Annotated in this window: 28 protein-coding genes and 1 pseudogene; 11 read left to right on the top strand and 18 right to left on the bottom strand. The window is 60.7% G+C overall.

Translation table 11 applies throughout. From position 1 onward, the window contains the following. Positions 1 to 13 precede the first annotated feature (13 nt). On the bottom strand, positions 14 to 451 hold the full coding sequence (locus tag SALMUC_RS20640; protein WP_020041735.1) for a DUF6036 family nucleotidyltransferase: 438 nt from the start codon (positions 449 to 451) through the stop codon (positions 14 to 16). A gap of 247 nt (positions 452 to 698) precedes the next feature. Here SALMUC_RS20640 and parM point away from each other — a divergent pair, with 247 nt between their 5' ends. The 6 genes from parM to SALMUC_RS20610 all read left to right on the top strand — a co-directional run bounded on the left by parM (position 699) and on the right by SALMUC_RS20610 (position 5,581). Next, positions 699 to 1,709: a ParM/StbA family protein gene (parM, locus tag SALMUC_RS20635; protein WP_020041736.1), complete on the top strand. Its 1,011-nt coding sequence runs from the start codon at positions 699 to 701 to the stop codon at positions 1,707 to 1,709. A gap of 10 nt (positions 1,710 to 1,719) precedes the next feature. Continuing rightward, positions 1,720 to 2,253 carry a hypothetical protein gene (locus tag SALMUC_RS20630; RefSeq protein WP_021120746.1) on the top strand — a complete coding sequence of 178 codons (534 nt, stop codon included), beginning with the start codon at positions 1,720 to 1,722 and terminating at the stop codon, positions 2,251 to 2,253. A gap of 14 nt (positions 2,254 to 2,267) precedes the next feature. Then, on the top strand, positions 2,268 to 2,939 hold the full coding sequence (locus tag SALMUC_RS20625) for a hypothetical protein (protein WP_020041737.1): 672 nt from the start codon (positions 2,268 to 2,270) through the stop codon (positions 2,937 to 2,939). Between the two features lies 1 nt (position 2,940). Further along, entirely contained in the window at positions 2,941 to 3,360 is a 420-nt protein-coding gene (locus tag SALMUC_RS20620; RefSeq protein WP_020041738.1) for a lytic transglycosylase domain-containing protein, read from the top strand. Between the two features lie 87 nt (positions 3,361 to 3,447). Further along, entirely contained in the window at positions 3,448 to 4,572 is a 1,125-nt protein-coding gene (locus SALMUC_RS20615) for a secretion/conjugation apparatus DotM-related subunit (protein ID WP_020041739.1), read from the top strand. A 31-nt stretch (positions 4,573 to 4,603) separates the two neighbouring features. Beyond that, positions 4,604 to 5,581 (top strand): hypothetical protein, encoded by a 978-nt coding sequence (locus tag SALMUC_RS20610; RefSeq protein WP_020041740.1) that lies wholly within the window; start codon positions 4,604 to 4,606, stop codon positions 5,579 to 5,581. Between the two features lie 12 nt (positions 5,582 to 5,593). On the opposite strand, the gene SALMUC_RS28420 is transcribed toward SALMUC_RS20610, so the two are convergent. The 6 genes from SALMUC_RS28420 to SALMUC_RS20580 form a co-directional block, all read right to left on the bottom strand. Further along, positions 5,594 to 6,277 carry a Type 1 glutamine amidotransferase-like domain-containing protein gene (locus tag SALMUC_RS28420; protein WP_020041741.1) on the bottom strand — a complete coding sequence of 228 codons (684 nt, stop codon included), beginning with the start codon at positions 6,275 to 6,277 and terminating at the stop codon, positions 5,594 to 5,596. Beyond that, positions 6,277 to 7,380, bottom strand: a complete 1,104-nt coding sequence (locus SALMUC_RS20600; RefSeq protein WP_020041742.1) for a hypothetical protein — start codon at positions 7,378 to 7,380, stop codon at positions 6,277 to 6,279. The genes SALMUC_RS28420 and SALMUC_RS20600 overlap by 1 nt, the downstream gene beginning before the upstream one ends. 90 nt (positions 7,381 to 7,470) lie before the next feature. Continuing rightward, entirely contained in the window at positions 7,471 to 7,926 is a 456-nt protein-coding gene (locus SALMUC_RS20595) for a hypothetical protein (RefSeq protein WP_020041743.1), read from the bottom strand. A gap of 55 nt (positions 7,927 to 7,981) precedes the next feature. Next, complete coding sequence (locus SALMUC_RS20590; protein ID WP_020041744.1) at positions 7,982 to 8,317, bottom strand: hypothetical protein; 336 nt, start codon at positions 8,315 to 8,317, stop codon at positions 7,982 to 7,984. Between the two features lie 110 nt (positions 8,318 to 8,427). Next, a complete protein-coding gene (locus SALMUC_RS20585; protein WP_020041745.1) occupies positions 8,428 to 9,822 on the bottom strand; it encodes an AAA family ATPase in 1,395 nt (464 codons plus the stop codon). Positions 9,823 to 9,895: 73 nt separating this feature from the next. Next, entirely contained in the window at positions 9,896 to 12,586 is a 2,691-nt protein-coding gene (locus tag SALMUC_RS20580) for a cyclic nucleotide-binding domain-containing protein (protein ID WP_020041746.1), read from the bottom strand. A gap of 94 nt (positions 12,587 to 12,680) precedes the next feature. Between SALMUC_RS20580 and SALMUC_RS20575 the strand changes: the two genes are divergently transcribed. Both SALMUC_RS20575 and SALMUC_RS20570 read left to right on the top strand, forming a co-directional pair. After that, positions 12,681 to 14,312: a flagellar hook-length control protein FliK gene (locus tag SALMUC_RS20575; RefSeq protein ID WP_020665192.1), complete on the top strand. Its 1,632-nt coding sequence runs from the start codon at positions 12,681 to 12,683 to the stop codon at positions 14,310 to 14,312. Between the two features lie 6 nt (positions 14,313 to 14,318). Beyond that, the gene (locus SALMUC_RS20570) at positions 14,319 to 14,996 is read left to right on the top strand and encodes a flagellar hook assembly protein FlgD (RefSeq protein WP_020041747.1); all 678 of its coding nucleotides are present in this window, start codon (positions 14,319 to 14,321) and stop codon (positions 14,994 to 14,996) included. A gap of 126 nt (positions 14,997 to 15,122) precedes the next feature. On the opposite strand, the gene SALMUC_RS20565 is transcribed toward SALMUC_RS20570, so the two are convergent. From SALMUC_RS20565 to SALMUC_RS20555, 3 genes are all read right to left on the bottom strand, one after another. Further along, positions 15,123 to 15,509 carry a RidA family protein gene (locus tag SALMUC_RS20565; protein ID WP_037372572.1) on the bottom strand — a complete coding sequence of 129 codons (387 nt, stop codon included), beginning with the start codon at positions 15,507 to 15,509 and terminating at the stop codon, positions 15,123 to 15,125. A 170-nt stretch (positions 15,510 to 15,679) separates the two neighbouring features. Then, complete coding sequence (locus tag SALMUC_RS20560) at positions 15,680 to 16,078, bottom strand: DUF2306 domain-containing protein (RefSeq protein WP_037372478.1); 399 nt, start codon at positions 16,076 to 16,078, stop codon at positions 15,680 to 15,682. Further along, positions 16,053 to 16,541, bottom strand: coding sequence for a hypothetical protein (locus SALMUC_RS20555; protein ID WP_020041750.1), 489 nt, complete (start codon positions 16,539 to 16,541; stop codon positions 16,053 to 16,055). The genes SALMUC_RS20560 and SALMUC_RS20555 overlap by 26 nt, the downstream gene beginning before the upstream one ends. Before the next feature lie 30 nt (positions 16,542 to 16,571). On the opposite strand from SALMUC_RS20555, the pseudogene SALMUC_RS28415 reads away from it, so the two are divergent. Beyond that, positions 16,572 to 17,206, top strand: a pseudogene (locus tag SALMUC_RS28415) (transposase). A 21-nt stretch (positions 17,207 to 17,227) separates the two neighbouring features. Here SALMUC_RS28415 and SALMUC_RS30055 read toward each other — a convergent pair. Continuing rightward, the gene (locus SALMUC_RS30055) at positions 17,228 to 17,509 is read right to left on the bottom strand and encodes a hypothetical protein (RefSeq protein WP_156883585.1); all 282 of its coding nucleotides are present in this window, start codon (positions 17,507 to 17,509) and stop codon (positions 17,228 to 17,230) included. Positions 17,510 to 17,669: 160 nt separating this feature from the next. Further along, the gene (locus SALMUC_RS20535) at positions 17,670 to 18,302 is read right to left on the bottom strand and encodes a hypothetical protein (protein WP_020040011.1); all 633 of its coding nucleotides are present in this window, start codon (positions 18,300 to 18,302) and stop codon (positions 17,670 to 17,672) included. Positions 18,303 to 18,423: 121 nt separating this feature from the next. Between SALMUC_RS20535 and SALMUC_RS20530 the strand changes: the two genes are divergently transcribed. Continuing rightward, positions 18,424 to 18,999 (top strand): TetR/AcrR family transcriptional regulator, encoded by a 576-nt coding sequence (locus SALMUC_RS20530; protein ID WP_021120740.1) that lies wholly within the window; start codon positions 18,424 to 18,426, stop codon positions 18,997 to 18,999. Positions 19,000 to 19,011: 12 nt separating this feature from the next. Here the strand turns inward: SALMUC_RS20530 and SALMUC_RS30050 are convergent, their stop codons facing one another. From SALMUC_RS30050 to flgF, 6 genes are all read right to left on the bottom strand, one after another. Then, a complete protein-coding gene (locus tag SALMUC_RS30050) occupies positions 19,012 to 19,197 on the bottom strand; it encodes a hypothetical protein (RefSeq protein WP_021120739.1) in 186 nt (61 codons plus the stop codon). A gap of 89 nt (positions 19,198 to 19,286) precedes the next feature. Beyond that, complete coding sequence (locus SALMUC_RS20525) at positions 19,287 to 19,775, bottom strand: hypothetical protein (RefSeq protein WP_020040013.1); 489 nt, start codon at positions 19,773 to 19,775, stop codon at positions 19,287 to 19,289. 98 nt (positions 19,776 to 19,873) lie between these two features. Then, the gene (gene flgH, locus SALMUC_RS20520) at positions 19,874 to 20,638 is read right to left on the bottom strand and encodes a flagellar basal body L-ring protein FlgH (protein ID WP_020040014.1); all 765 of its coding nucleotides are present in this window, start codon (positions 20,636 to 20,638) and stop codon (positions 19,874 to 19,876) included. Continuing rightward, complete coding sequence (gene flgA / locus SALMUC_RS20515) at positions 20,635 to 21,306, bottom strand: flagellar basal body P-ring formation chaperone FlgA (RefSeq protein ID WP_020040015.1); 672 nt, start codon at positions 21,304 to 21,306, stop codon at positions 20,635 to 20,637. The genes flgH and flgA overlap by 4 nt, the downstream gene beginning before the upstream one ends. Then, complete coding sequence (gene flgG / locus SALMUC_RS20510; protein ID WP_021120738.1) at positions 21,306 to 22,091, bottom strand: flagellar basal-body rod protein FlgG; 786 nt, start codon at positions 22,089 to 22,091, stop codon at positions 21,306 to 21,308. Before flgG ends, flgA begins: the two co-directional genes overlap by 1 nt. A 30-nt stretch (positions 22,092 to 22,121) precedes the next feature. Then, positions 22,122 to 22,865: a flagellar basal-body rod protein FlgF gene (gene flgF, locus SALMUC_RS20505; RefSeq protein WP_037372475.1), complete on the bottom strand. Its 744-nt coding sequence runs from the start codon at positions 22,863 to 22,865 to the stop codon at positions 22,122 to 22,124. A gap of 125 nt (positions 22,866 to 22,990) precedes the next feature. Between flgF and SALMUC_RS20500 the strand changes: the two genes are divergently transcribed. After that, the gene (locus tag SALMUC_RS20500; RefSeq protein ID WP_156883584.1) at positions 22,991 to 25,126 is read left to right on the top strand and encodes a hypothetical protein; all 2,136 of its coding nucleotides are present in this window, start codon (positions 22,991 to 22,993) and stop codon (positions 25,124 to 25,126) included. Positions 25,127 to 25,171: the final 45 nt, after the last annotated feature.

The raw sequence follows: 25,171 nt of genomic DNA, 5'->3' as shown, positions 1-25,171 counted from the left end.
GGAGGCCGTTGGGCTATCGAAGGCCTGGCGTTCTTGTCGCATCCCTGATTATCTCTGCTGCATCTTCAACGTTGTACCTTAGGAAGGTAATATCTCCGACGTAAAAATCCAACGCTTCAGTGACCCGCTGTTCAAACCTCTCGGGGTCTATCAGACCATGCGCGGCAAGCTCCCGGATATCCTCGCGGTCTCGATCTTGAAATCGGGCGACCTTTGACACTGCCAGGTCAACCGGATCCATGACGTGGATGACGATATCACCGACCCGGCAAATCTCGGGTGAATTCTCTTCCCAGCCCGGCGGAAACGACCCGAAAACGTCACTTAGGCCGCCGTCCACAGTCACGATCCTTAGGTCAGTGGGATCTTCTGATTTCTGGACTTCGAAGACCTGCATGTCAGATGGTATTGCAACGCGGTGAGACCATTTGACATCGACCTGATCCGACATCCGATGCCCAGTATAATGATTTACCGCGACGCCTCCGGCGACATAGGCATGCAATGGGGTTGGAAGACGGCCCAGACGTTCGGATAGCCGTCCAAAATGCGCCTTCAACGCCTGCGTCAATCTCGGTTCTTCCATGGTGACCGCCTCAAGCCTGCCGAACCGAAGACATAGGCAACGCGAGCAGAACGACAACGCAACACGAGATTAACGGTCCACACCTACTTGCCGCCCAAAGGCAGGTGAAACGATGACCGAGAATTCGAAAAAATCAGAGATCCTGAACGTCGCGGTCGACGACGGCTACGCACAGACCAAGCTGGTCGGGGAGCATCCCGAGACGGGTGAAATCGTCCAGGAGATCATTCGCTCCTCCGTGCGCCAGGGACGGTCGGGGCTCAGTTCGTTCAGCGGCGGCGGGATCGATCAGTACGAGACGGAAGAAGGCGACATCTTCACGGTCTCGAACGAGATCGAGTCCGAGAACACGCAGTTCGACGGCTTCCATACCTCGCAGCTCAACAGGGTCCTGGTGAACCACGCGCTCGTGAAATGCGGGTACGGCGGCAAGTCCGTGAACCTCGTGACCGGGCTTCCGGTCGCGGACTACTTCCTCGACGACGAGCGCGACATCGAACACATCGATGCGAAGACCTCGAACCTGAAGCTCGGAGTGAGTGGACCAGACGGCCGGGCGATGCCCAAGGTGGAGGACGTGCGCGTCGGCTGCCAGGCGGTCGCGGCCTGGTTCGACTACGTGCTGGATGACAATCTCGACCAGCGCCACGACGCGACGGGTTCCATCGCAATCGTGGATATCGGGGGCCGAACGACCGACGTTGCCGTGGTGGTTGGCGGAAATGCCATCGATCACTCGCGCTCTGGCACTGAGAACATCGGCGTTCTCGACGTCTACACCGAGGTCCGCAAGGCGATCCACCGTGAATTCAAGATCAAGGAGAAGTTCCCGCTCGACAAGCTCGATGCCGCGGTCCGCACCGGAACGATCCGCCTGTGGAACAAGGAACAGGACATCAGCGAGCTGGTCGAAACCGTTGTCAGCGAGCATGAGGGCAAGATCGCCCGCGAAGTCGAGCGCCGGCTTGGTTCGGCGGCCAACCTGGATGCCGTCGTCTTCGTCGGCGGCGGGTCCGCTCTGTTCACGACCATCGCGGGGTACTTTCCGAACGGGCATATGCCGGAGGATCCTGAATTTTCCAACGCGAAGGGACTCTACAAGTTCATCCGCGTGAAGGGGTGATCGGTGATCCATGCCGCGCGCCAAGAGTGTTCAGATCTATCTCAAGCCGGGACTCGAGGAGGATGATCGCCTCCTTGCGTTCTGGCGCGCGTGCCAGCGCAACAGCCGCCCCCAGGAAGTCTTCCGGCGACTGCTCAACGTGGGGTTCGCCGAGTTGATCGACCGCGGCGAGATCAGCCCGAAAATGCTATCCGAGATCCAGGCTGAACTGCAGGGTCATGTTGTCGACCCCCTGGATCAGCCGGCACGACCGGCGCGCAGGCCGGCCGCGGCTCCGGAGCCTGACAGCAAAGACCCTATCGCGTCTGGGCCCGAGGAGGAGACCACGGAAGACGTCGCTGATGACCAGGTACTCCCGGAGGAAGCTGACCCGACCGATGACGCCAAGGATCCTGAAAATCCGGCGCCGGACCCGGACCCGGACGAGGAGGGCGCCGCAAGCAACACCGGCGGCGCGCGCACTCCGGATTCTGGAAATGAGCCGTCCGACATCGCCCAGCGCCCGGCCCCCGGCCGACATGCCTTCATCGGCGACATCATGTGAGGACGCCCGGCAGCATGAAAGCGAATGACCTCAGGACCCTTGCGACGGACTGGCTTGCGGCGGCCTATCCGGACTCCATCCTCGTGACCGAACTCAGCATCGACGATTGGGGATCGGCATCGCTCGACCTGGCCGCCATCACGCCGAGCCATATCGTCGGGGTCGAGATAAAGGGGGAAGGGGACAGCCCGGCTCGCCTGGAACGCCAGGCGCTCACCTATCCAATGGCCGCGCGAGAGATGTGGCTCCTCTGCGACCCCTCGATCAAGGACAAGTGCTTCGCCAAACGCCCAGCCGGATGGGGGCGCCTCGAGCTCTGGGAGGGCAAGGTGCGTCCGGACAACCGGGCCAAGAAACGCGGGCCGATGACGAAAAGAAAGAATGGCAACCATTTCTGGCCGAGCGTGCGGGACGACAGCCGTTATGTTCCGGACCGGGCCTCGAAACTCATGCAGCTCGCTCCGCACGCCATCTGCGGCGCTCTCTGGAAAGACGAGCTCCTGACCATCGCTCGAAAGTACGACCTTCTTCCCCCGCGGCGGAAAGCCTACGTGCACGTCCTCACCGAGATCCTGATCGATAACCTTCCCGTCACCGTCATCCACGACGAGATGATCGCCGCTTTCCGCTGCCGTCAATGGCGCAAGACGGTGCTCGATCTGCGCGGTAGACAGAAAGGATCCTGAAATGCTGTCGCTGGTGACCGCCGCATGCATCGGACAGGCCGCGGCCGCGTACAATATCGATCCGGTGGTGATCGCGGCAATCATGCGCACCGAAGGTGGTACGGTCGGGCAGTACACGGAGAATACCAACGGGACGCGCGACCTGGGGCCGATGCAGATAAACGATGATGTCTGGGTAGGCGAGGTGGCCGATCACTTCTTCCGCGGCAATGAGCGGCTCGCGGAGCGGGAGCTGCTGAACAACGGCTGTTTCAACGTGCGCGCCGGCGCCTGGATCCTGCGCCGGAATATCGACCTGTCCGATGGCGATGTCCTCGAGGGGGTCGGTCGGTACCATTCCTGGACCGTCCGTCACAAGGAGAGATACAAGGGCGCCTTCATGCGCAGCATCCGGAGCATCACCGGAATAAGTCGGAATTAACGTTCATCTCATACTCTCGTTTTGCACCAATGGAGAGTAGTCGCGATGGCATCCCAGCAAGGAGGAGAGAGTCAACAGGACAAGGAGATGATGTACCTTGTCGGGTTCGGGCTGCTCGTGTTCATCGTCTGGCTCATCTGGACCTTTGCGCGAAACGTGATCGTCTGGGCCATGTTCGCCCTGGATATCGCCCAGTTCTACGTCGTGAAGGGCTTTGCCATGATCGGCCTGGGATCGTTCGGACGAACCGCGAACGGCTACCTCGAATTCATGAAGGGGACCTTCGACGGTCGCGTCGACCCCTTCGAAGTCGAGTACGCGGAAATGATGACCATGTCCGAGATGGCCGGCGGCATTTTCCGATGGGTCTTCGCGATCTTCATCCTGGCCATGGCGGTGCATGTCCTGTTCAAGATGAAGGGCGGCGGGTTCTCGCGCCAGTTTTCACTGGCCGGCGGGTTCGGCCCCTCTCTCGCCGACTTCCAGTCCCAGCACTGGAAGGTGTTCGCACCTGGGGCAGCTTTCGATCCCGACAATGCAGACGAGGTTGAAGGCCCGGCCGCGACCCCCATGGAGTGGATGAAAGCGAACAACGTGAGGATGTCGGAAGAGGAAGATGGGCTCGATTTCGATGCGGCGACCCGCGCATTCGAGAACCAGCTCGGGGCCCCCTGGCAGGGGGTCGAAAAGGCCGACACCTACGTCAAGGTGCTTTGCGCAGCCTTCTACATCAACGCCAAGCGCGACAAGAACGCCCGTGGCTTCAAGGAAAAGATCGCGGTCGCCTATACCACCATGAAGCCGGAAGAGCGCGACAAGCTCCTGGAGTCCATGTTCGAGAAGGTCAACGCCGATCCGAAGTTCGGAAAGATGATGGAGAAGTACGCTTCGAAGCACGCATACACGAACACGGCGCTCTTCCGTCTCCTGACCTGGTCGCGGGCACATGGCGGCGTGTTTGCCTCTGCCGAGTTCCGCTGGCTCAAGGCGGTCGACCGTCCGCTCTGGTACACGCTGAACAATTGCGGCCGCCGCTCCTACCACATCGAAGGGGCCGGCGCCGTTTGCCACTTCAACGCCGAGAACATCGTAAAGGGGCCGCTCGTCGACCCCCACGTCGACCAGGCTGTCGACGGCCTCGATGACTATCTCGAGGGCCAGGGCCTCATGGATCTCGAGGCATTCTTCGACAGCCAGCAAAACGACTTCTGATTTTTCTCAACGTATTCCGGGAGACCCATTCATGACCAAGACATCGCTTGTTGAGAGCATTCTGTACAACCCAGAGACCGCGATCTATCGCGTTTCAGGAATTCAGGACAATGCCCTCACGTTCTCCCTTCAGGATGACGACTGGACAGCAGCTGTGGAACGGGGCCTTTTCCGCCATCACCTGGTGATCAGGAACGGACACGCCCGGGAACGGATTTTTTCCGGCCGCCACCGTGATGCCGTCTCTTTCCTCTATGTCCTCCGGAGCGGGCTATACCACCGCCAACGTGATCGGGAAGAGCGCGAAAAAACGGAGTACGAGACTGAGCTGCACAAGCAGGCCGACAAAGCCCGGAGGGATAAAATATGGGCCGTCGGCCTTGTCGTGGGGCCGGGTCTCTGCGTCTTGGCCGTAAGCCTCCTGGCAGTGATCGGTTCGAACCACTTCCAACGGCACCTGGCCAACACCGAGACAGACCGCCCCGCTACCCTCGAGGCGGCCCCCGAGAACACAGTGCCTGATCCCGAAGCAATCGAAGCGCCGGCCCCCATCCGTACCATCTCCGCCGATGACATCTCCGGGGAGCGACTGAAATCCTACCTCGAGGACGGAGATCCCGTGCCCGAGAGCGAGGCCCCGCGCTATGAAGCTCCCGTTCCGGAGGCGCAACCGACCGCAGCTGACGATCCTGAAGATGCACCGACCCCGGGCGATCTGGTCAAACTGGCTCCCCGAGAAGAACAGCAGGCATCGCCATCGGAAGGCTCGGAAGACATTCTCCAACGCTTCTACGGGAACGCCGGCGCTGCATCCCAGGCAGAACAGGGGTCGAAAAACCTGACCTACATCTGGGAGTCCCGCAAGGATGACACCGGGATCTCCGACATTCCCGCGCCGGACACCTTCACCGGCATCCGTGGAGAGGCGAAGCTCGCGGTTCCGGGCGGTGGAAACGTCGAAGCACTCTCCGAGATGCAGGACTTCGGCATGAACGCGCGCGGCGACTGACCGTCCGGGACGCTACCGCGGAACGTTCGACGGGACGAGTTCCGGACCGTCGAACGTCATCAGCTCCCACTCATCTATGACCAGAAAAGAGCCCAGATCCGGATCCGTCCGGATCAGCTTCTCGATCCTCGGGCCGATCCCGAAATAAGGGCACCTCCGGTGCGGGAGAATGCGCGCGTCGATCCATCCGACCCCGGTCTCGACGATGTCCGGCGCGGCGGACGGGTTGTCGAGCGTTCCGGCATGAGAGATATCTCGACCGAAAATGAGTGCACCAGCACTCGATCCGAAGACATGGAACGGCTCCGGACCTTGCTCCGCGCGCTGGGCGAGGAGGTCACCGAAATCGACCTGGGCCGCGGCGTGATTGAGAACATAGGTGTTGCCGCCCAGGATTGCGCAGACATCCGCGGCCGCAAGACGGTCGGATAGCTCCTGGCGTGCGCAGGCACGGATGTCGCAGAGATCCACGTTTAGATCGAACCGGGACATCGGCAACGGTTTGTCGGGAGGAACCGTCCGACCCATGCCGCGCACCGCGGTGTCGATAACGAGGGCGCGGGCTCCTTCCATCCCCTGGCAGAGCCGACCCACGCTATTGGAGACGGAGTCTATGGAAGAGAGGAGATGAAGAGACAGACCGCGCGGAACATCTTGCGCCACCGCGGTCTGTTCCTGATTTTTGACGCCCACCATCAGGCCGGGGCGGGAGCGGCCTCGAGACTGGTCTTGAAGTCCTCCCACATCGTGTCGAGGCGCTCACGGAAATCGTCGTTCTTGCGCAGCTTGGTGAGCGGAAGCTTGAAGTTTCCGAACTGGGTCGCGGCCAGCGAAGAGATCCGCGGATCGGTTTTCGCGAACTCGCGGGAGACACGGTTGAACTGGGCCTGATCCTCGATAGTCGCCAGAACGCTGATGGCCCGGACACCGGTGATGCGAAGATCGCGCTCGAAAGTGCTCTTCACGTTCTTTGTCGGCTCGACCTCGTAGAAGTGTTCCATGAGGTTGGTGACCCTGGAGACGTAGTCGTCCATCTCGTCACCGTGCTCCGCAGCGAATTCGACGAACTCCTGCCTCTGCTCCTGGGACTTGCTCTCGAAGGCCTGCACGAAGGGCACCAGGCAATCGACGATCCGGCTCTTCGCGAGCTCCTTGTCGGAGGCGAGAGTCTTGTACTCGCGACGGATGTCCTGCCCATCCTTTTCGCTGTCCATGAAGGCCTGCTCGAAGCCGAAGACCCTGGAAATGTCGGCCACGGCCGCGATGAAATCCTCGCGGACATCTTCCGGGACACCCTCGTGAACGAGATACGACTGGAACTGTGGAACGAAGCCGAAAGGCAGAGCCTGGACTGGCTTCGACACACCATCGTCGTGCCCCGGGCTGGGGGGCATCTTCGCATCCTGATTTTCTGCCGGCGACGTGTCCGCTGCTTCGGACTCGCGGATCGCTTCCGCATCCGACGCTCGGATCGCGTCAGTCATCGCATCAGACCAGGGCTCCAGGGTTCCCTTGTAAACGATGCGGTCACGGTCCTGCTGCGTCTCGATGCTCTTGAGCTGAAAATCAGGAAAGACCTGCTTCAGCTGGGACGCCTTCAGACCACCGGTGGCCTCGAACACCGCTTCGCCATCCATGCTCTTCTTGGCGTACCCGACCTTGTGAAGCGCCATCTCGGTCTCCTCGTCGAAGTTGCCGTTCATCGAGCGAAAGATCGCGGTGCGCTTCTGGGTGTCGGGGTCCCGTCCCATGAGAAGCTGAACGCCGTAGGTGGTGATGTCGGGCCAGTTGAATGCCATGTGCTTTCTCCAAAATATGAAACTTTGTTCCGTGGCCCGTAGATGCGAGGCCACCAGCAAGAGACTATGATTTTTGAGGACGTCCGGATTTCAGCGCGGCTTGAGAACCCTGCTCTTGGATCGGTCAAGCGGGCAGGCATTGTACCGTTCGTCCGCGATCCAGTGCAGCGTCACCGCGTCGACGATCTTCCTGCCAGTGTCGTCCTCCCACTGGATCACGTCATCATTGGTGATCCCTGTGGCGGCCGGCAAGTTGAAGGCAACTCCAACATCGATCACCGGGAAGCTGATTGTCATCTGCCCGATGAACTTGACCTTCGGGACGGCCAGTTTCTCGGCGACGACCGGAGAATAGATGTCGAACAGGTCCTCGCAGCCTTCGACAAGCTCTGGCGCGAAGTCGCACTGGAGGTAGGATCTCGGCGCCTCCGTCAAAGCCTTTTCCGTGGCCTCGCCCGAGAGGACCTTCTGGCCAAGCCGGGTATCGATCAGAAGGCCTTCCTCGTCCGTGCTGTATGCGCCGATAATGGCCCCGTGAAAGAGCATGACGGTCCCCTGCGAAATGGTCCGAGCAAGATACCCGGCGGGAATTTTTCGGGGATTAACGCGCCATGACCGTCGTGCTTTCGGTGCCTTGCGGAAAGGTCGCGGCATTGAAGACGGTCGTTCGGGAGATGATGCTCGTATCCAGAATCGGCGCCAGGATGATCACCGAGGCGCCCTCGGGCTGAGGCGTGTAGACGCCGGTCTCCAGAAGTTCGGACACCGCATCTTCGGAATCGTAGAGAAAGGTCGGGGCCCCGTGGTAGTAGCCGACCATCAAGACGGGGTCGGAGTACGACAGGCAGTACTTCTTGGAAAGCTCGCACTCACCGGCCGGAATGGCCTTCGCACGCAGTAGCAGATTGTTCGTCGTGTTGATCAGCCCGTGAAGCATTCCGGCCTCCGCGCTGATCCTGATTTCGCATTTTCTGACATAGTGTTATCCGATGTTCTTCAACGCCGGATAACACTATCGGGATTAAGCCCGAATGAAGACTGCGCCTGTCATTCGGACATGTGACGCCCGAGTCCGAAAGGAGCCTGCTCGAGCTCCAGATGCTGTCCGAGCGCCTTGTCGCCACAGAGTGTCCGGAACGCCCGCTCGACCATCCGGATGGACGCTCCGGGGAAATCGAGGATCGACTTCAGTTCATCCTTCTCGAGTTCATCGAGCTCTGGCAGATCTGCCACCGAGATCCCGAGACGACGCGCTTCGGTTTCCGCGATGCCCTCGAAGATCTTGTCGAAATGGCTGGAGTCCGGGTTTGCCATCTCGATCACCATGAAACGATCTTTCAGGGCTTCTGGAATCCTCTCCAAAGAGTTCGCCGTGGCTAGGAAGCTGACGGCGCCGAGGTCGACGTTGTTCATCAGACATGCGTCGTAGTAGGTCCCATCCCCGTTCATCATGCTCAGCAGGGCGCCGCACACCGATCCATTTTTAGATTCCACGCTAGCCTTGTCGATCTCGTCAAGGATGACGCCCGGATTGGCGCATTTCTTCTCGAGCATGGCCTGCACTGGCCCGCAGGCCCTGTTCGTCGCCCATCCACGCGCCACCGGGAGCAAGCCGCCCGAGTCCGTGGTCCCCCCGCAGGGAACCAGGCAATAGGGCAGGGACAGCAGCTCACAGATGTCATGCAGGATTCGTGTCTTCCCGCTGCCGGGGGCGCCGACGATCAGAATCGGTGGTAAGATAACGTGGCTGTCATCCCGATGTCCTCGCGCGATCAGGGAAAGTTGACCACAGACGGTGTCGACCACGTTCCGAGCCCAGGGGAACCGCTCCACCAGGGCCTGGTGCATATCATGGACATCGCCCAGGATTCCTTTCATGGGGAGAGACTTGCCGAGTACCGACCTGTAGCGCCGCTCGAGCTCTTGACCGTCCCTGCTGCCCGCATCTCCGATGGCGGCGCAGACAACCCGGCCCTCCGGGGGCGGAGGAGTGCTGACCGGCACCTGGGTCGGCATCCGGTCGTCGTCCTCGATCAGAATGCTGTCCCATGCGCCCATGTCTTCCTCCCAGGACGCGATGGCCTGCCTGATCCGCTTCACGAGGCTCTGCCCACTGTGCCGATAGGACTTGTGAAGCACGTGCAGGCCCTGCATGAACTGGTCCTGGGCGTTGGCATACCCACAGCAGGACAGGTACCACAGGATGGTCAGGCGCGCGGCCTTGTTGCTCTGCTTGAAGCCTTGGGCCAGCTTGAAGAGCTTCTCGTCGCTCGCACCCATGAATTCGGCACAGGTTTCTTCCCCGCCGGGGATACGAGAGGTCACGCTGTCCCGGTCGGCCGGATCCAGCGTGCTATCCAGGAAGCACAGGTAGTCAAAAAGGATCGGCTGGGCATCTTCCGCCGGTATGCGACCGTAGTCGCACATTTCGAAATCGAGCATCTAGGTCTCCGCAGATTGCGGATTAATCCTATTTTAACTCGCTATCGACTGTCAATCCGATCTTCCGGGACGCTCACTCGGATACGGACCTCAGGAAATGGTCAATTCTTTCCCGGATGTCGTCGGTCCTTTCTTTCAGCGTGGCCGAGCTCTTGCTGAGGTCCTCGGCGCCGTGCCGGGACGCATCCACGAGCTGACTGATCCCGTCGAGGCTCGCGGAAACCTCCCGGGCCTGCTTCGAGGTCTGGCCCACATCGTCGGCGATGTGGCGGGTCGCCTCCGTCTGGGTCTCGACCGCGCTGCGGATTTCCGTGTGCTCCCGGCGCATGCGTTCGATAACATCATTGATGGACGACAGAGCGGAGACCACGCCCAAGGAAGCGGTATCGATGTTCTCGACCTTCTGGCGGATATCATCGGTGGCTTCGGAGGTCTGGTTGGCCAGGTTGCTCACTTCCGTTGCCACGACACCGAAGCCTTTCCCGGCACGGCCGGCCCTGGACGCCTCGATGGTCGCATTGAGCGCCAGGAGACGGGTCTGATCCGCGATACTGCTGATGGTCCCGGCAATGGATCCCACCTCGTCCACGACATGGTTGAGTTGCTGCAGGGTCTCGTTGGCATCCTTCATGTTGCACACGGCTTCTCCCAGGGATCGGTCGGACGTCTCCGTGTGGGTGTCGATCAGCTGCGCGGCCGTGCGCAGCTCGCGCGCCAGGCGTTCGATCTTTTCCACGCTTTCCCGGGTCTCGTTGAAGGTCTCCAGGATGTTCCCGGTCCCGTCTGACGCGCTCCGGGAGCCTTCGAGCAGCTTTTCGGACACGTCCGACACGGTATCGACCGAGCTGATCAATTCTCCGATCAGGTCGTCGAAGCGAACGCGGAACGCCGCAATCGAGCGCTTGTTCTCCTCCTGCCGCAAGACCTTGCGCTGCTGGTCGTTGATGCGCTCGGCAACAATCCGTTCCTGTTTCTGGATGGTCGATTGCAGTTGGTGAATGGCCCTCGCCAGAACGCCGACCTCGCTTTCCCGGGACGCGAATGGAACTGCGAGGCCTCGCTGCCCCTCGGACAGACGGCGGATGGCATGAGACAGGTGATTGATCGGCTGAAGTGTCCAGGAGGACAGCACCATCGCAACCAGCGCCGCGGTGACCGCGCAAACCGCGATGGCAATCAATCCCCACCGGTGCATGGTCGAGACGACATGCGCCATTGCATGACGCGGCTCCCAGGAAAAGACATCTAACCCGATCCCGGCGGTTGATATCCGGGCGGCGGAAACCGTGAAGGCGCGCTCCTGAACGTCGACAACGCCATCCGACGCGGACCTCAGATCCGACGCCCGGCCCGGGAAACCGGGAACCTTCGCGTCCTTCCCGGACACAGCAACGAGTGTCTGCGGCGCCTCGAAGAGAGCGGGGTAGACCGCGGACAGAACCAACCCGAGGCGCTCCCCGTCTTCATTGACGACGTTTTCGCCCCTGAAAAACGCGGTTTCGCCATTGTCGAGAGAGCGCTCGACGAACCCCTCCGCCATTTCCCCCTTGGCGAAAGCTGCCTCGAGAAGGGCCCTGACAGGCTCACGTGATGCTTCGGAAACCGGCGGGACCTGGGGGCTTGCAGCATGGACGTAGTAGACCTCAAGCTGTCGATGAGATCTCAAGCCCAGCGCATCAGGGTTTTCCTTGTACTCCCGCAGGACGAACTTGCGCATCCCCTCGGCGGCTGCACTGATCTCCGATATCTTGGCCTCGAGGCCGGAGCGAATGAACTCGGCGCGCTGGTTCACCATCTCCCGATGCGAGGAAAAGAGGCCTGTCTCAGCATAGGTGATGCCGATGCTGGCGGCTACCGAGAGCACCAAGAGGACGACGACGAACACGAGCGCGGCAATCCTGTTGGCGACCTTCATGTTCTGGATGAACTTGGGAACCTCGTACTTGTAGTGCCGCGAACTGTAGAGCTTCTCCTGATCCTTGATCGCGGCGCGGAGGGTATTGTTCTGGTCCATGAGGACCTGGAACTGACCGACACTGAGTTTCAGCAAGCACGACGGTCCCTCGACGACCGCACTCGCCCGGCGCGTTGCCCCGCTCTCCAGTCCGGCTTCACCGAACAGTTGTCCCGGGCGCAGGCGGGCCAACATCTGCCGGCTACCGTCGGCCGCTTCCTTCTCGATGCGAACGGAGCCACTGATGAGGAGATACACGAAGTCCGCCGCATCATCCTGTTTGAAGATCGTTTCGCCGTCCTCGTAGAAGGGGCAGGTTGCCATGTTCAACGACGCAGCGACGTCGGTCAGGGACGTGACGATATCGTTCGCCGGGGCCTGCTCCAGTGCCCGGACAAGCGCTTCCTGACGCAACCCTTCGAAGGCATCCGCATCGGTTTCTTCGACCCGATCCAGAATGGAGGCCTCGATTTTCAGGATCCGTGCATCTCCGGCGGCCTTCGCGCTCAGGTGATGGACCGCGTCCCCATCACTGATAAGCTGTGCGTCGGCGCCGACCACATCTCCGGAGCGATACATTCCGACGCGCTCGTGCCCTGCGAGGAACTCGTTGCCGGTCAGCTCTATCTCCCCGGAAATCACCAGGTAGATGTGCGTGTCTGCATTCCCCTGGAGGAACAGGTACTCACCATCCTCCAGCGCCTGCAGGTCCGAGCTCTCTGCAAACTGCCGGACCTCCTCCGGTGGGAGGATCCCCAGGTAGCCTTGTCCTTGAATCGCGGTCTCCGGGGAGAATGCCTCGAACGCCATGAATGAGTTCCTCAATGCTCGATGGCCCGTTTAACGGGTAGAAATCCTTTGCCGATACTATCCAAGGAAGGTTTAATTGAGAGAAATTGTTCGCATGGACGTATTCCAGATTATGTCGGCATCCCGCAACAAGGCGGGAGGGCGCGCACTTTCCGAGGCATCAGCCGGAAAGACAGCGGTTGTTGCCGAAAAGGGGATGACACCTCCGGGAAAAGACGGTTTCGCCGGCTTGGCAAAAGCTGCGCGGGAGGCATCGAATGCTTTCCCCTCGCGACAGGACACTCTGCCGGACCGTCATCCGGTCCCGGGGCACGGCGATGCGCTCTCCGAGGCGTCAGGAGACCTCGACGCGAAGCTGGAGAAAGTGCTTCGACGTCTCGAGGGCGTGATGGGGAAGCTCGTTCCCGTGGCGCCGGGCAAGTCGTCCGACGAGGCATCCGTGGTTCGGGCCGTGCAGACGCGCAACCTTTCAAACCTTGAAAAGGCACTCGAAGCCTTCGAGGCGAAGATCTCGAGCAGCACCGGCAAGGACGATAACGGCGCGCTCCTGGAAAACATGAAAACCGAAGCCCTTCCGGAAGTCATCGGCGGCCTACTCGCAAAGTTCGACGCCGAAAATGAGACACGGTTCCTGGAGAACTTCACGCGATCCGTTGAGGCTCTGAACGCCGAGCTGGAGACCCTTGAATCCGACGCGGAGAAGATAGCGCTTCTGGAGAAGATGTTCGGCACCGGTGGTGGCCTGGCTTCGGATCTTGCCGCAATGATGGGCGTCGAGCGTCCTCTCGGCGGCGACTCGGCCAAGCCTGCACCGTTCACCCGCTTTGCAAGTCTGCGGGCAGATGATGACCCGAGGTCGACGGCAGGGATGAAATCCGAACGCGCTCACGTCATTCCTGAGCCACGTCCTCCGGAAATGACGCCGCCCAAGCCGCAGTCCGCGACACCGATCAAGGACTTTCCGCATATCCAACTGGCAATGGCTCCCGAGGACCCCGCGCCGCGGTCACGTACATCTCCCGCTCCGTTGACGATGCCGGGCCTGGAGCAACCGAAGTCGACGGACGAGACGGGGATCCTGAAATTTCTCGAGAGGATCGGGGCGGCCGGCAAGGCGGGCAGGGATCTGATGTCTCCGGCCGCATCGTCGGACGTGACCACCCCCCGGTCCGCGGAGACGCTCGCCAATCGCACGGATATCCTGAATTCCCTTGGAAGCACGGCCTCCGGCGGATCGGTTTCCCAGGAGGATTTCGAAAGCCTGCTGCAGAAAGCGTCTCAGGCGAGATCCCCGGAGGCGTCCTCCGCCAGCGCATCATCCGCCCAGGCATCCAGGTTCTCGGGGATGATTGCGAACCAGCTCCGCAACGCGCAGTTCACCCAGAACCGCATGAAAGTCGAACTCGCTCCGCGCGGACTGGGCGAACTTGAAATCGACGTGGAGACCGACGCGGCCGGCAAGATGCGGGCAACGATCCGTGCGGAGAACCCGATGGTTCTCGATATGCTGCGCTCGGACAAGTCCCAACTTCACGAGCTTCTGCAGAGCAAGGGTTTCGAGCTGTCCAGTGACGACCTCGAGTTCTCGGAGCGCGACTCCGAAGGCAGCACCGGCGGAGAGGGGCAACCCGGTGACGCGACCGAAGAAGCGGGCATCCCGAGCGAAGACGATGCCGACGACGCCCGGCAAATGATTTCCACGACCAACGTAGACATAAGGATTTGAACACCCATGGACGCCATTACTCAGAACACTTCCGGCCAACCGGCCCAGGCAACCACGAAATCGGAGCAGGCCGCCAACAAGCTGGATGCCGACTTCGAGAACTTCCTGTCGCTGCTCACGGCGCAGCTGCAAAATCAGGATCCGCTGGAGCCGACGGACTCAACGAAATTCGTCCAGCAGCTGGCCCAGCTTTCGCAGGTGGAGCAAAGCGTTCAAACGAACTCCAACCTCGAAAACATCCTGTCGAAGCTCAGCGCCAGCACCTCGCTGTCCGATGTCAGCCTGATCGACAAGTCCGTGGAGATCCGCGGTGACCGTTTCCGGGTGGAGGACGGTAATGCGGAGGAGGCCCAGTTCTCGTTGACCGGGGCAGCCGACGACAACGTCGAGGTCCACGTCACCGACGCCGAAGGCAACCGGGTCCGGACGCTCAACATGGGCAACGTCACCCCAGGCACCGAGACATCGATCTCGTGGGACGGGAAGAACGACAACGGCAACACCGTGGCCGACGGCACCTATTCCTTCTCGGTGAATGCGACGGACGCGAACGACGAGAAGGTCTCCTACGACACCTATGTCACGTCCAAGGTCAACGAGGTGACCTTCGTCGACGGCATGTCGAAACTCAGGCTCGCCAACGGGGAAGAAGTCCCGTCCTCGGCCATCTGGAGCGTGAGCTGAGGGCCGGCTACTAAGAAGCACTACTTCTGGCGCATTCGTCAGGAGTGGTGCCACTGAACGGGCGTTCTATGTGACGGCCGAGATTCCGCCGAGAGCGGAGGCGACCTATAGGCCGACACGGCTATTTCATGCTATAATAGCATCCGCTTCGACCTCGACTTTCCATCGAGCGTCAATGAATCTCGAGACCTCGACAAAGGTGCTTGCCGGTCGGACCTCTCCGAACACTTCGCCGTGTGCTTTCGCCGCGTCTCTCCATGTCTCGATGTCTGTAAGCATGATCCTCGTACGGACGACGGCGGCCAGAGGCGCACCGGCTTCTCGCAGGGCTTCGCCTATGATTTCGAGACACCGTCTGGTTTGCGCATAGACGTCGGGAGACACCTGATCAGTACCATCCGACGTGATCGGCGCTGTACCAGCCACGAAAATCCAGTTCCCCTTGCGAACCGCCCGGCTGAAGCCGATTTCGGGCTCAAGGTGCGATCCTGAAGAAATGAGCTGCTTGGTCATCATGGTCTCGCTGATTAAAGATTTCCTGAGTTGGAAAGGCGATTGCGATATGTGGACGGATGTCGTGAACAGCGCCGCTCCGGTCGATGGCAGGTGTTCCGGGCGCCGCACTCGACACCGCCGCAGTGTTCTCTTCGGAAGCCCTATTCTCCTTTGGGCTGATCTGGACCTCATGCGCCAAACAAAACTGCGTGCATGGTTCTCCCCGGGATCAGGGTGAAAGCGCCGGTGAGCAGTAGCGCCATGACGTAGAGGTAGAGCGTCGCGGAGCGGTGAGCAGCGATCCTGCCGGCACGTGCGGCACGGATAGCGTACCAAAGGGCGATCAGCGTGATCGCAGACAAGACATGGATCGGCGAGAATGGCCCGATCAACCTGAACTCGTGAATCCAGAAACTCGAGCCGGCGACGAGGGCCATTATCGAAACCCAGCCATAGCCAAGAATCAGATGCACCTTCGTGCCCTTGGGCATTGCGAACTGCAGCGCACCGACACCCATCGCAGCCAAGGCAGCCAATGCATGGGCAGAGATGACTGTCCCCTCATTCCAAAGCGGTTGCACTGTCATGGCGGCTCCTTCCATAGATGAACGAGAGAGCGAGGCCTTCCGCCAGAACCACGAAGATCCAGAAGAAGAGCTCGAGACCTACCAGCATCAGCGGCTCGCGGAACATGTTGAAGGGCGTGTGAAACTCGAAATAGAGAACCATAAGCGCCCAGAGGAGCACGGAAAACCGCAACCCGCGCTGGAGCCTCGTGGTGCCGAGCGCCGGTTCGATCATCATGAAAACAAGACCGTGGACAGCGCCGACACCGAGCCCGTAGACCATGTAAAGCGGTCCGTTCTCGAACATCAGCGGGCGTGGCTCCATCTCGAAGAGAACGTCGATGATCTTGGCAGATTGGAGATCAGGGTCGAATAGGATCGGCGCGCCCAACTGGAAGAAAAGCAGGTTGCTTACGAAATTGGCGAGTGTGAAGGCCACGAGGCCGGCGGCGTTGTTGCAGAACTCAGCGGGTGAAGGATTCACATCGGGAATCCATGCGATTAGACGAGCAGCATGAGCAAGCCCAAGCCCGCCCGCTACCGCACGACGAACTGGTCCGCCTACAACGCTGCGCTCCGCAAGCGCGGGTCTTTGCTGATCTGGCTGGACAAGGAGATGGTCTGGCACGCGCCGCATGAGGGCCGCCCTGGGCGCCCGCCGGTGTTCTCGAATGCGGCGATCCAGTTCTGCCTGTCGATCAAGGTGCTGTTCAAGCTGCCGCTCAGGCAGACCGCCGGGCTGGTCGCCAGTCTGCTGCGTCTCGCGGGGCTGGACTGGCCCGTTCCGGACTATTCGACCTTGAGCCGGAGGCAGAAGACCCTGAAGGTGCAGATCCCCTATCGCCGTGCNGCACGGCGATCATCCCGATCCGCAAGAATGGCCGACCGTGGAAGGATGATTGCCCAGCCGCCCGGGCCCGCAACGAAACCCTGCGCGCCACACGTCACTACGGTCGGGCGTTCTGGAAACGGTGGACGGGATACCACGCCCGCAGCCGCGTGGAGGCCAGGATGCGATGCCTGAAGGCCTTCGGCGAGCGCATCGCCGCACGGGATCCTGATCGGCAAACCGCCGAAATCCACATCCGGGTCGCCCTTATCAATCGCTTTAATGCCCTCGGCACCGCCGAGATCGTCCGCGTGGCCTGAAACTAAAGGGGAAAGGGGAAGTCACGCCTCAAGCCGCCTTTCTGCAACAATGCCGAGGCCGGCGAAGGCGGCGAGAAGAAATTTGAGCATCAGGGTTTCTCCTTTCCAAAGAGGCGTTCCGACAATCGCGAGGAAAGCCGGAGAAGCCGTTTCCTCAGGGATAGACCGAAGGTGCGGGTGCTCCCCTGAATACGGGCATCCGAAGGCGTGCGCGCCTGACTTTGGCAATGTCCATTCCGCGCCCGTGGCGCAGGGTAGCTGCAATGTCAGTCCTGTCGATGCCAATGTCGGTAAGTCGATCATCCGGGAGCGCCTCGAGCCGGCGCTTGTCGCGCGCGATCCGGACCTCAGTGCCGATCCATTTCAATATCCAACGCAAGAGGGACCGGACCCGGTTACTATTGCTCTCTGTTTCAAACATGTCGTTCTTCCTTTTTGGTCAGGACTTGGCGACGGGATGCTATCACGCTGTCTGCATCGTCAGGCTCAGCACGCTCACGAGAAAAATCGCAAAGGCAGAGGTTGCGACCGCCGCCACACGCCAGGAGCTGACCAGACGCGCAAGGAGCAGGGTCCCGATCACCCAGTAGAGCTGCGCTGTGAAGAAGCCAGGGAAGTAACCGCCTTCCAGTATCACCCAGTAGGTGTGGGAGATCGCGTTGCCGATGGCGCCGTATACGATGAAAAAGAGCATCGGGATTAGAAGGAACCGACGTCCCGCCGCAAAGACGGCGATGAATGCAATCGTAAAGCCGAAGTAGGAAAGCATGTTAATCCCGACGAACAGCCCTGTGGAGAACGGCTCTGAGCCGAAGAATACCGGGAACCTCTCGCGGAAGCCAGTCATGAACTCCTCGCTGAAGTGCAGGAACTGCCAGGCGAGCACACCGAAATAGAGTGGGTAAAGCGCTTCCCCGTCCGGCAACTGGACTTGTCGACGGTGCATCCAGAAAAAGATCGACCACGTCACGAGAAGACCGGGCACAAAGGTCGCGAGCAGGGCTTGGCCGCCTGCCCAGACAAATACGCCAGCCATCGCGAACGCGATGATGGTGCCGATACCGAGGTCCTGACGGCTCAAAAATCCGGGTGTCATGTCTTTCTCCGATCCGGGGCGATCCCCGGGCCACCTTTATTTTGCCAACGCTCGTTGACTTCCGCGCTGACAAATGAACGACGCGCTTGTAAAAGTCAACGGTTGTTGGCATATTTCGTCTATGACCAAGGCACCCGCCAAAATTCCCAAGTCTGACAAGACCCGCCAGGCCATCCTCGAGGCCGCGCAAAGACTGTTTTACGAACGCGGCTACGATGGCGCTTCGGTGAGACAAATCGCCAAGGAGGTTCCAATCGATCCGGCCATGATCATGCGATACTTCGGATCCAAGGAAGGTCTGTTCTCGGCGGCGGTGCTGATCGATCTCAAGCTGCCGAACCCAGAAGATATCCCGCAGGACAAGGCTGGAGAGAGGCTCGTCAGGCATTTCCTAATGCTGTGGGAAGGTGAGCGGAGCACACTCGGCCTACCGATCCTGCTTCGCTCGGCCGTCTCCAACCAGGACGCCTCCGACAAGATCCGTGCGATATTCGAGAAGCAGGTCGCACCGACGATTGCGGGCATCACCTCGTTGGATGATGCTGACACACGAGCAGGCCTGATAGTCAGCCAGCTTTTTGGTCTCGCGCTTTGCCGTTACATCCTCAGACTGCCACCGGTGGTCGATATGACGGAGGAAGAGGTTGTCGCTCGGATTGGGCCGATCATACAACATCATATTGGCAGCTCAGTTTGAGCGGCCACCCAATCAGTCGCCTATCGAATTTTGCTTGGGCTCCGGCGCAATACGGCGACAGGAAGACAAAGATCTGGACCACTTGCGTGGCTTCACAGCGGGCAAAGGCTCCGGATCGCCCGCCACCTTGAGCTTCTGGGTGATCGGCACACCATCTGTCTCGCGCGCCTGGATCTGGTCTTCGAGCAGCTTTTTCATATAGCGAATATAGCACGAGAGACACCTTTCCTCTAGGGGATCGGTAGTCTCTCCACTGGCGACCCGCCTGAATGTCCGCCCGCGACACCTCAGCCGCGAGCGACGTCGCGCTTCGTCAGACTGATGAACAGGACATCCTCGACATCCTGATAGTCCTCCTCCAGCGCGGCCAGCACGTGCCCCGACAGCTTGTCGGAGTCGATATCCGGCCCGTTCAGGATCGGGCTCTCCGCCAGGTGCATCATCGATGAGATGATGTCGTTTCGAACCTGGGTGGCACCCTGTTCGCTCCGGAAGAAGTCGGCCTCTTCGGACTCCGGCATCGACAGCCCGACCTGGGCAACCACGTAGGTGATGGACCGTGCCTTGTAGATCGGCACCATGACCCGTCCGACTTCGACCACGAGGTTTTCGGTTTTCTTGGGGGCCGGCTCTCCATGTCCGTCCCCGGAAGCCGTTTCCTGCCCCGTGGACGCATGTGCCGGCGTTCCGTTTCCGATGAGAAACGTCCCGGCCGCGAACCCCGCAGACGAGAATACCATGACTGTTCCCAGGAGGATGCCCAGCGTCTTTTTCATTATTCTTTTCCCAAACTTATGCCAGGCAGTTAAGTTGGAAAGTTAACGACGGGTTCAACCCTTACCACGAAGAGGCCGGGTTGAACCCAGTGCATATCTCAGTACGGAAGGACGATATCCAGAGCTTCCTGGCCGTACCTCGGCTTCTGCGCCCGGGAGATCGATCCCTTCCCACCATAGGCGATGCGGGCCTCCGCGATCTTGTCATAGGCGATGGTGTTCTCGGCCGAGATGTCTTCCCGCCGCACCAGGCCGGCCACGCGCAGTTCCCGCAGTTCGTAGTTCACGCGCACTTCCTGCCGACCGGCGATCACGAGGTTCCCGTTGGGAAGCTTGTCGATCACCATCGCGGCCACCTTGAGCGAGATCTCTTCGTTGCGATCCACGGACCCGGACCCTTCGCTGCTGTTCGTGGAGCCCAGATCGACGACCGGGCCGTCAGCGGGAAGCTCTTCCGCCCCGACGCCGGGGAGAACTTCCGTGATCCTGCTGCCGTAGCCGAAGAACCCGGGGAAGCCGACTTCCGTATCGGACGAGCGCTCCACCTCCGTCTCGTTCGACAGCGACGCCTCATCCTGGATTTCGATATTCACTGTCAGGATATCCCCGACCTTGTCAGCGCGCTGATCATTGAAGAACGAACCGGACCCCGCGGCCCAGAGAGAGGTGCCCTCCGCGCGCTCCAGGGTCCGTTCAGGCTCCTGATCCGGCATCGGAACGCTGATGCTGTTCGCCTCCGGGTGCGTGGCCCCGTCGATCCTGATTTCGGACAGTTCCGGCTCCTGACCGACGTTCTGAAGTTCGCAGGCGGAAAGGGTAAGTGCAGCCAGGGAAACGGCTGTTGCGATCCTGAGATGTTTCAACGAATGACCTCGACAATTCCTTCTTTCGAGGCGACGCCTACCAGGGTCTTGTTGCTGACAAGGTTAACGACCCGGACGTCCTGCCCCTTGAAGCCGGCCGCCAGGGCTTTCCCCTTCGCGGACAGGTCGAGCCCTTCATTCTGGTAGCTGATCGTCACGATCTCACCGCGCTGGATGATAATCGGGGGTGAGATGGATTGCTCCTGGACCGCACGGCCACGCATGAGCACCCGTTGAACCTGCATGCCGACCAGGTCATCCGCTTCGAGAACTGCATAGGACCCGACCCGGCCGGCTGGAAGAGACCGCGTCTCGAGATCGTTCTCTGCAATGATCGCACCAGCCGACAGGCGACGAGCGGGCACGGGAACCTCGACGGCAACGATGGCAACGCCGCTGACGCGCGTGATGCTGCCTTCCTCGAGAACGACGTTTGCCAGGAACTTTCCGGAGGCCGGATCCATCCACCAGTCGTTGATGACGACAGCCTCGGCATCCTCCTGGCCGGAGAGCTTCACCTTGAATTCAGCATCCGCCGGGATCTCCGCACCGACCTCCTCCATCGCACGTTCCTCGACGAGATCCGTGATGGTCAGTGCTGCCGCCGGCATCGCGGTGAATGCGACACAGGCGGCAGCTGCGATTGTTCTGAGAAAACCGGTCATCATCAGCGGATGTTGGACGACGTGGACATCATCTGGTCGGCGGTCTCTACAACCTTCGAGTTCATCTCGTAGGCGCGCTGGGCGCTGATCAGGGAGGTGATCTCCTGGATGGTGGAGACGTTGGACTCCTCGACGTAGCCTTGGCGGATACCACCGAAGCCCGGATCCCCGGGGACGCCGGCGATGGGGGCCCCTGATGCCGGTGTTTCCTGCAGCAGGTTCCCGCCCAGCGCTTCGAGACCGGCTTCGTTGGTGAAGTTGGTCAGGGTGATCTGCCCGAGCTCCTGCGGCTCGAGTTCGCCGTCCACGAAGGCACTCACGACGCCCTCCTGGTTGATCGAGACATCGACGGTTTCCTCGGGAACCACGATGCCGGGCGCGACCTCGTGACCTTCGTTGGTCACGATCATCCCCTCGGGAGAGAGCTGGAAGGCGCCGGCGCGGGTATAGGCCGTGCTGCCGTCCGGCATGTTGACCTGGAAGAGCCCGCGACCATCGATGGCCATGTCGAGATCGTTGTCAGTCTTCGCCAGGCTGCCCTGCGTGCTGATGCGGGTGACGCCCGCTGCCCGCACACCGAGGCCAACGTCGACACCCACCGGGCGGATGGACCCGCCCTCGGCAGTGAGTGCGCCCGAGCGATCATGCTTCTGGTAGAGAAGATCCTGGAATTCCGCCCGACGCCCCTTGAAGCCCGTGGTGTTCATGTTTGCGATGTTGTTCGACGTCACCTCGACATTTGTCTTCTGAGCCTGCATGCCCGTCGCGGCAATACTGAGTGCTTTCATTGTCTTATGATACCTTCTTCATGTTTGGGATTATTGCTTGCGTCCGAGGGTCTGGATCGTCCTCTTGCGAAGATCATCGACGTTCTCGGCGAGTTTCGAGGACCGCTGGTAGGCGCGCTGGACTTCCATGAGCTTCGTCATTTCGGTGATCGGCTCCACGTTCGATTGCTCGACGAAGCCCTGTGCAACGCGGGTATTCGGCTCGGCCACGAGCGGAGGCTGGCCGAGTTCTTCCGGCGCCGCGAACTTGCCGTTTCCGAGGCGGTCGTAGCCCTGGATATCATCGACGCTGAAGACACCGATGGTCGCGATCTGGTTGCCGCCCTGGTCCGAGATCACCCCGTCAGACGAGATCGATATGGTCCCTGCATCCATTGGAATGCCGATGGGCGCACCGCCAGCACTCAGGACGGGGCTTCCGTCCACGGTCACCAGATCCCCCTGGGCATTGATCGACATGCGGCCGTCACGACCGAAGACGGTCTGGCCGCCTTCTCCCTCGTAGCCAAGCCAGCCTTCCCCCTGGAGCGCGATGTCCAACGGATTGCTGGTCTGGGTGAGGCCGCCTTGACGGGTATCCATGTAGCTTGCCTTGTCGATGACGAAGGAGACCTTGTCCCGGCCGGTGCCCTGGCCGTGAAGGTACTCCTCGAACCGCGCATGTTCGCTCTTGAAACCTGCGCTGTTGGCGTTGGCCATGTTGTTCGCGGCGACCGCAAGCTTGCGGCGCAGTGCCATCGATGATGACAGTGAAACGTACGAGCTGTTATCCATGAAACTCTCCTTGAACGGAAACCCTACAGGCGCCCGGTTAAGCATTCTTATATTTACATGGAAGTTTAGTTTACAACGCCATGCAATTAATCCATATTGTTCCCGAACCAGATAATCTTGCAGACATGTCCACAGCAAAGCCTTTCTACACTGCGGCGCTCATCGCGCTGATGAGCTCATCCGCGCTCGCGGAACCCCCGCTTACGAGTCTTCGGCCTGTTCCACGTCCGGATGGGTTGTTCACCGCTCTGACCCCCAAGCCGATCCCCAAGCCGGACGTCCTATCAGAACAGGATATCCGCGAAAGGAAAGCGGAAAGCCTTTCCAATCCATCAAAGCAGCCAAATTCGCCTGCATCTATTCAGCGCGACCACGAGAGCCAGTCCTCGACAAGAACTGCGACCGACGGATCAGGGAACAATGCCCCGGATACCGCGTCTGCCGATGACACGGAAAACGGCAGCCGGGCAGGGGGCGCGGACCTCAAGGTTTCCGACTACTCCCTGGATGCGGTCTCTCCGGCGCAGACCGAGGTGCCCGCTGAGCCTGAGCCTGCTCCCCCGGTCATGCCGGAGCGGCTCGACCTGGATCAACATGCGCGCGCCGATTTTTCCGACGACCGGAGCCGGCTGATGTCCGAACTTGCGCGGCAATCCGACAATGTCATCGAACGGATGCGCGTTCGACTGGATCTCGGGACCTTCCTGCTCTCGCACCTGATGGTGCCGGAGGGCCTTTCGGCAATGGAAGAAATCCCGCGCGCCGCACTGCCCGAGACGGATGCCCTTCAACTCGACGCCGTCTCGGACGCCCTGACGGCGGCATCGGGCAGTCTGTCGAGCGAGTTCAGGATCCTCGACGATGAGGCATACGCGGACTGGCCGGGGTTCGACTATTGGAATGCCGTCCGACACCTGTCCCGGGATGACTACGCAGCCGCCGAGCCATTCCTGGAGGGGGCATTCCGGCATCTTCAACAGCAGCCCGACGTACACAAGGAAGCCTATCTGAAGCGCATCCTGGAGGGGGCTATCGAGACCGGGAACTGGTCGCTCGCCCGTACGGTCGCGGAGCATTTCGACGAACATCCGGACATGAAGGACACGCCAGCTTACCATTTCCTGATCGGGCGCGCGGCGAAGCGGATCGGACGGACACTCGATGCGTTCGACGCCTTCCGCCAGGCGTCGCTGGGGGAAGATGCCTATGCCCAGCGCGCGCGGCTTGCCATCGTCGATATCGGACTGGAAACAGGTGCAATGCCTCTGGAGGATGCCGAGAGGTTCCTGAGAGAAAGCATCCCCCTGTGGCAGGGCGACAAGTTGGAAATCCAGGCCCTTGAGCGGTTCTTCGAAGTTTCGAAAGATCTCGACCGTCCCGTCCAGGCCCTTCTCGCGATCTCGAAGATGTTCCGCGGCTTCCCGCACTCCGAGGAGAGCAACGCGTATCGGTCCCCCGCACGGGACCTGTTGATGGACCTTTACGAGAAGGGGCAGTCCGGCGAGATTTCCCTGTCCGAATTCGCCGCTGCGCACCGTCAGCTTGTCGGGCCCTATCGCTACTTTCCGGGCTTCGATGTCGCTCACGGCATGTACGCCGAAACCCTGAGGGGAAAAGGCGCCACCAGTGCGGCCGCGAACGAGTATCGGGATATCGCCGATCATCTCGACGTGGCCCGGGATCTCGATATCATCCCGGTCGACAAGCTGACGGTGAGCCGTGCCTACCTGAACCAGGCGGAAGCCCTCGTCGCGGGCAGCCAGTTTGAGCGGGCTCTCGGTATTCTGGAAGAACCGGTGGCCTCTGAGGTTCCCGATATCCGGGACAGGGCTCTCGAACTCAAGGCCGAAGCACATGCCAACCTGGGAGACGAAGACGAGGTTCTGGCCGTTCAGCCGGAAACGCGGACGCCACGTCTTCTGCGAATGAAGGCGGATGCCTACGCGTTCAAGACACAGTGGAGAGAAGCCGTGGCCATGCTTGAAGAGCTCCGGAGCACACATCCCGACGAGATGACACGGGCGGACGCGGTGCGTCTTCTTCTCGCATCGCACCGAGCGGACCAACCATCGACCGCCCAGTCTGTTCTCGAGGCGTATCCCGATCTCTTCGAAAGCGATGCCTTCCGCGACATTGCGTCCGGAATGATCTACGCATCAGCGCCTCTGAGCCCCCTGAAACGGGACAACGCCGATGCAAGGATCGACCGCGCCACGCAGGCCATCGAGGCTATCAACGCCTCGATGGAGCCGGGCGAGTAAGAGGCGAGAAGGCGGATTGGCGCCTGCATGCGCTAATCAGCCTTT

Origin of the sequence: Salipiger mucosus DSM 16094, from assembly GCF_000442255.1 — a bacterium.
Taxonomy (GTDB): domain Bacteria; phylum Pseudomonadota; class Alphaproteobacteria; order Rhodobacterales; family Rhodobacteraceae; genus Salipiger; species Salipiger mucosus.
The sequence above is the reverse complement of the archived record's forward strand: the minus strand, read 5'-3'. Positions and strand labels throughout refer to the sequence as shown.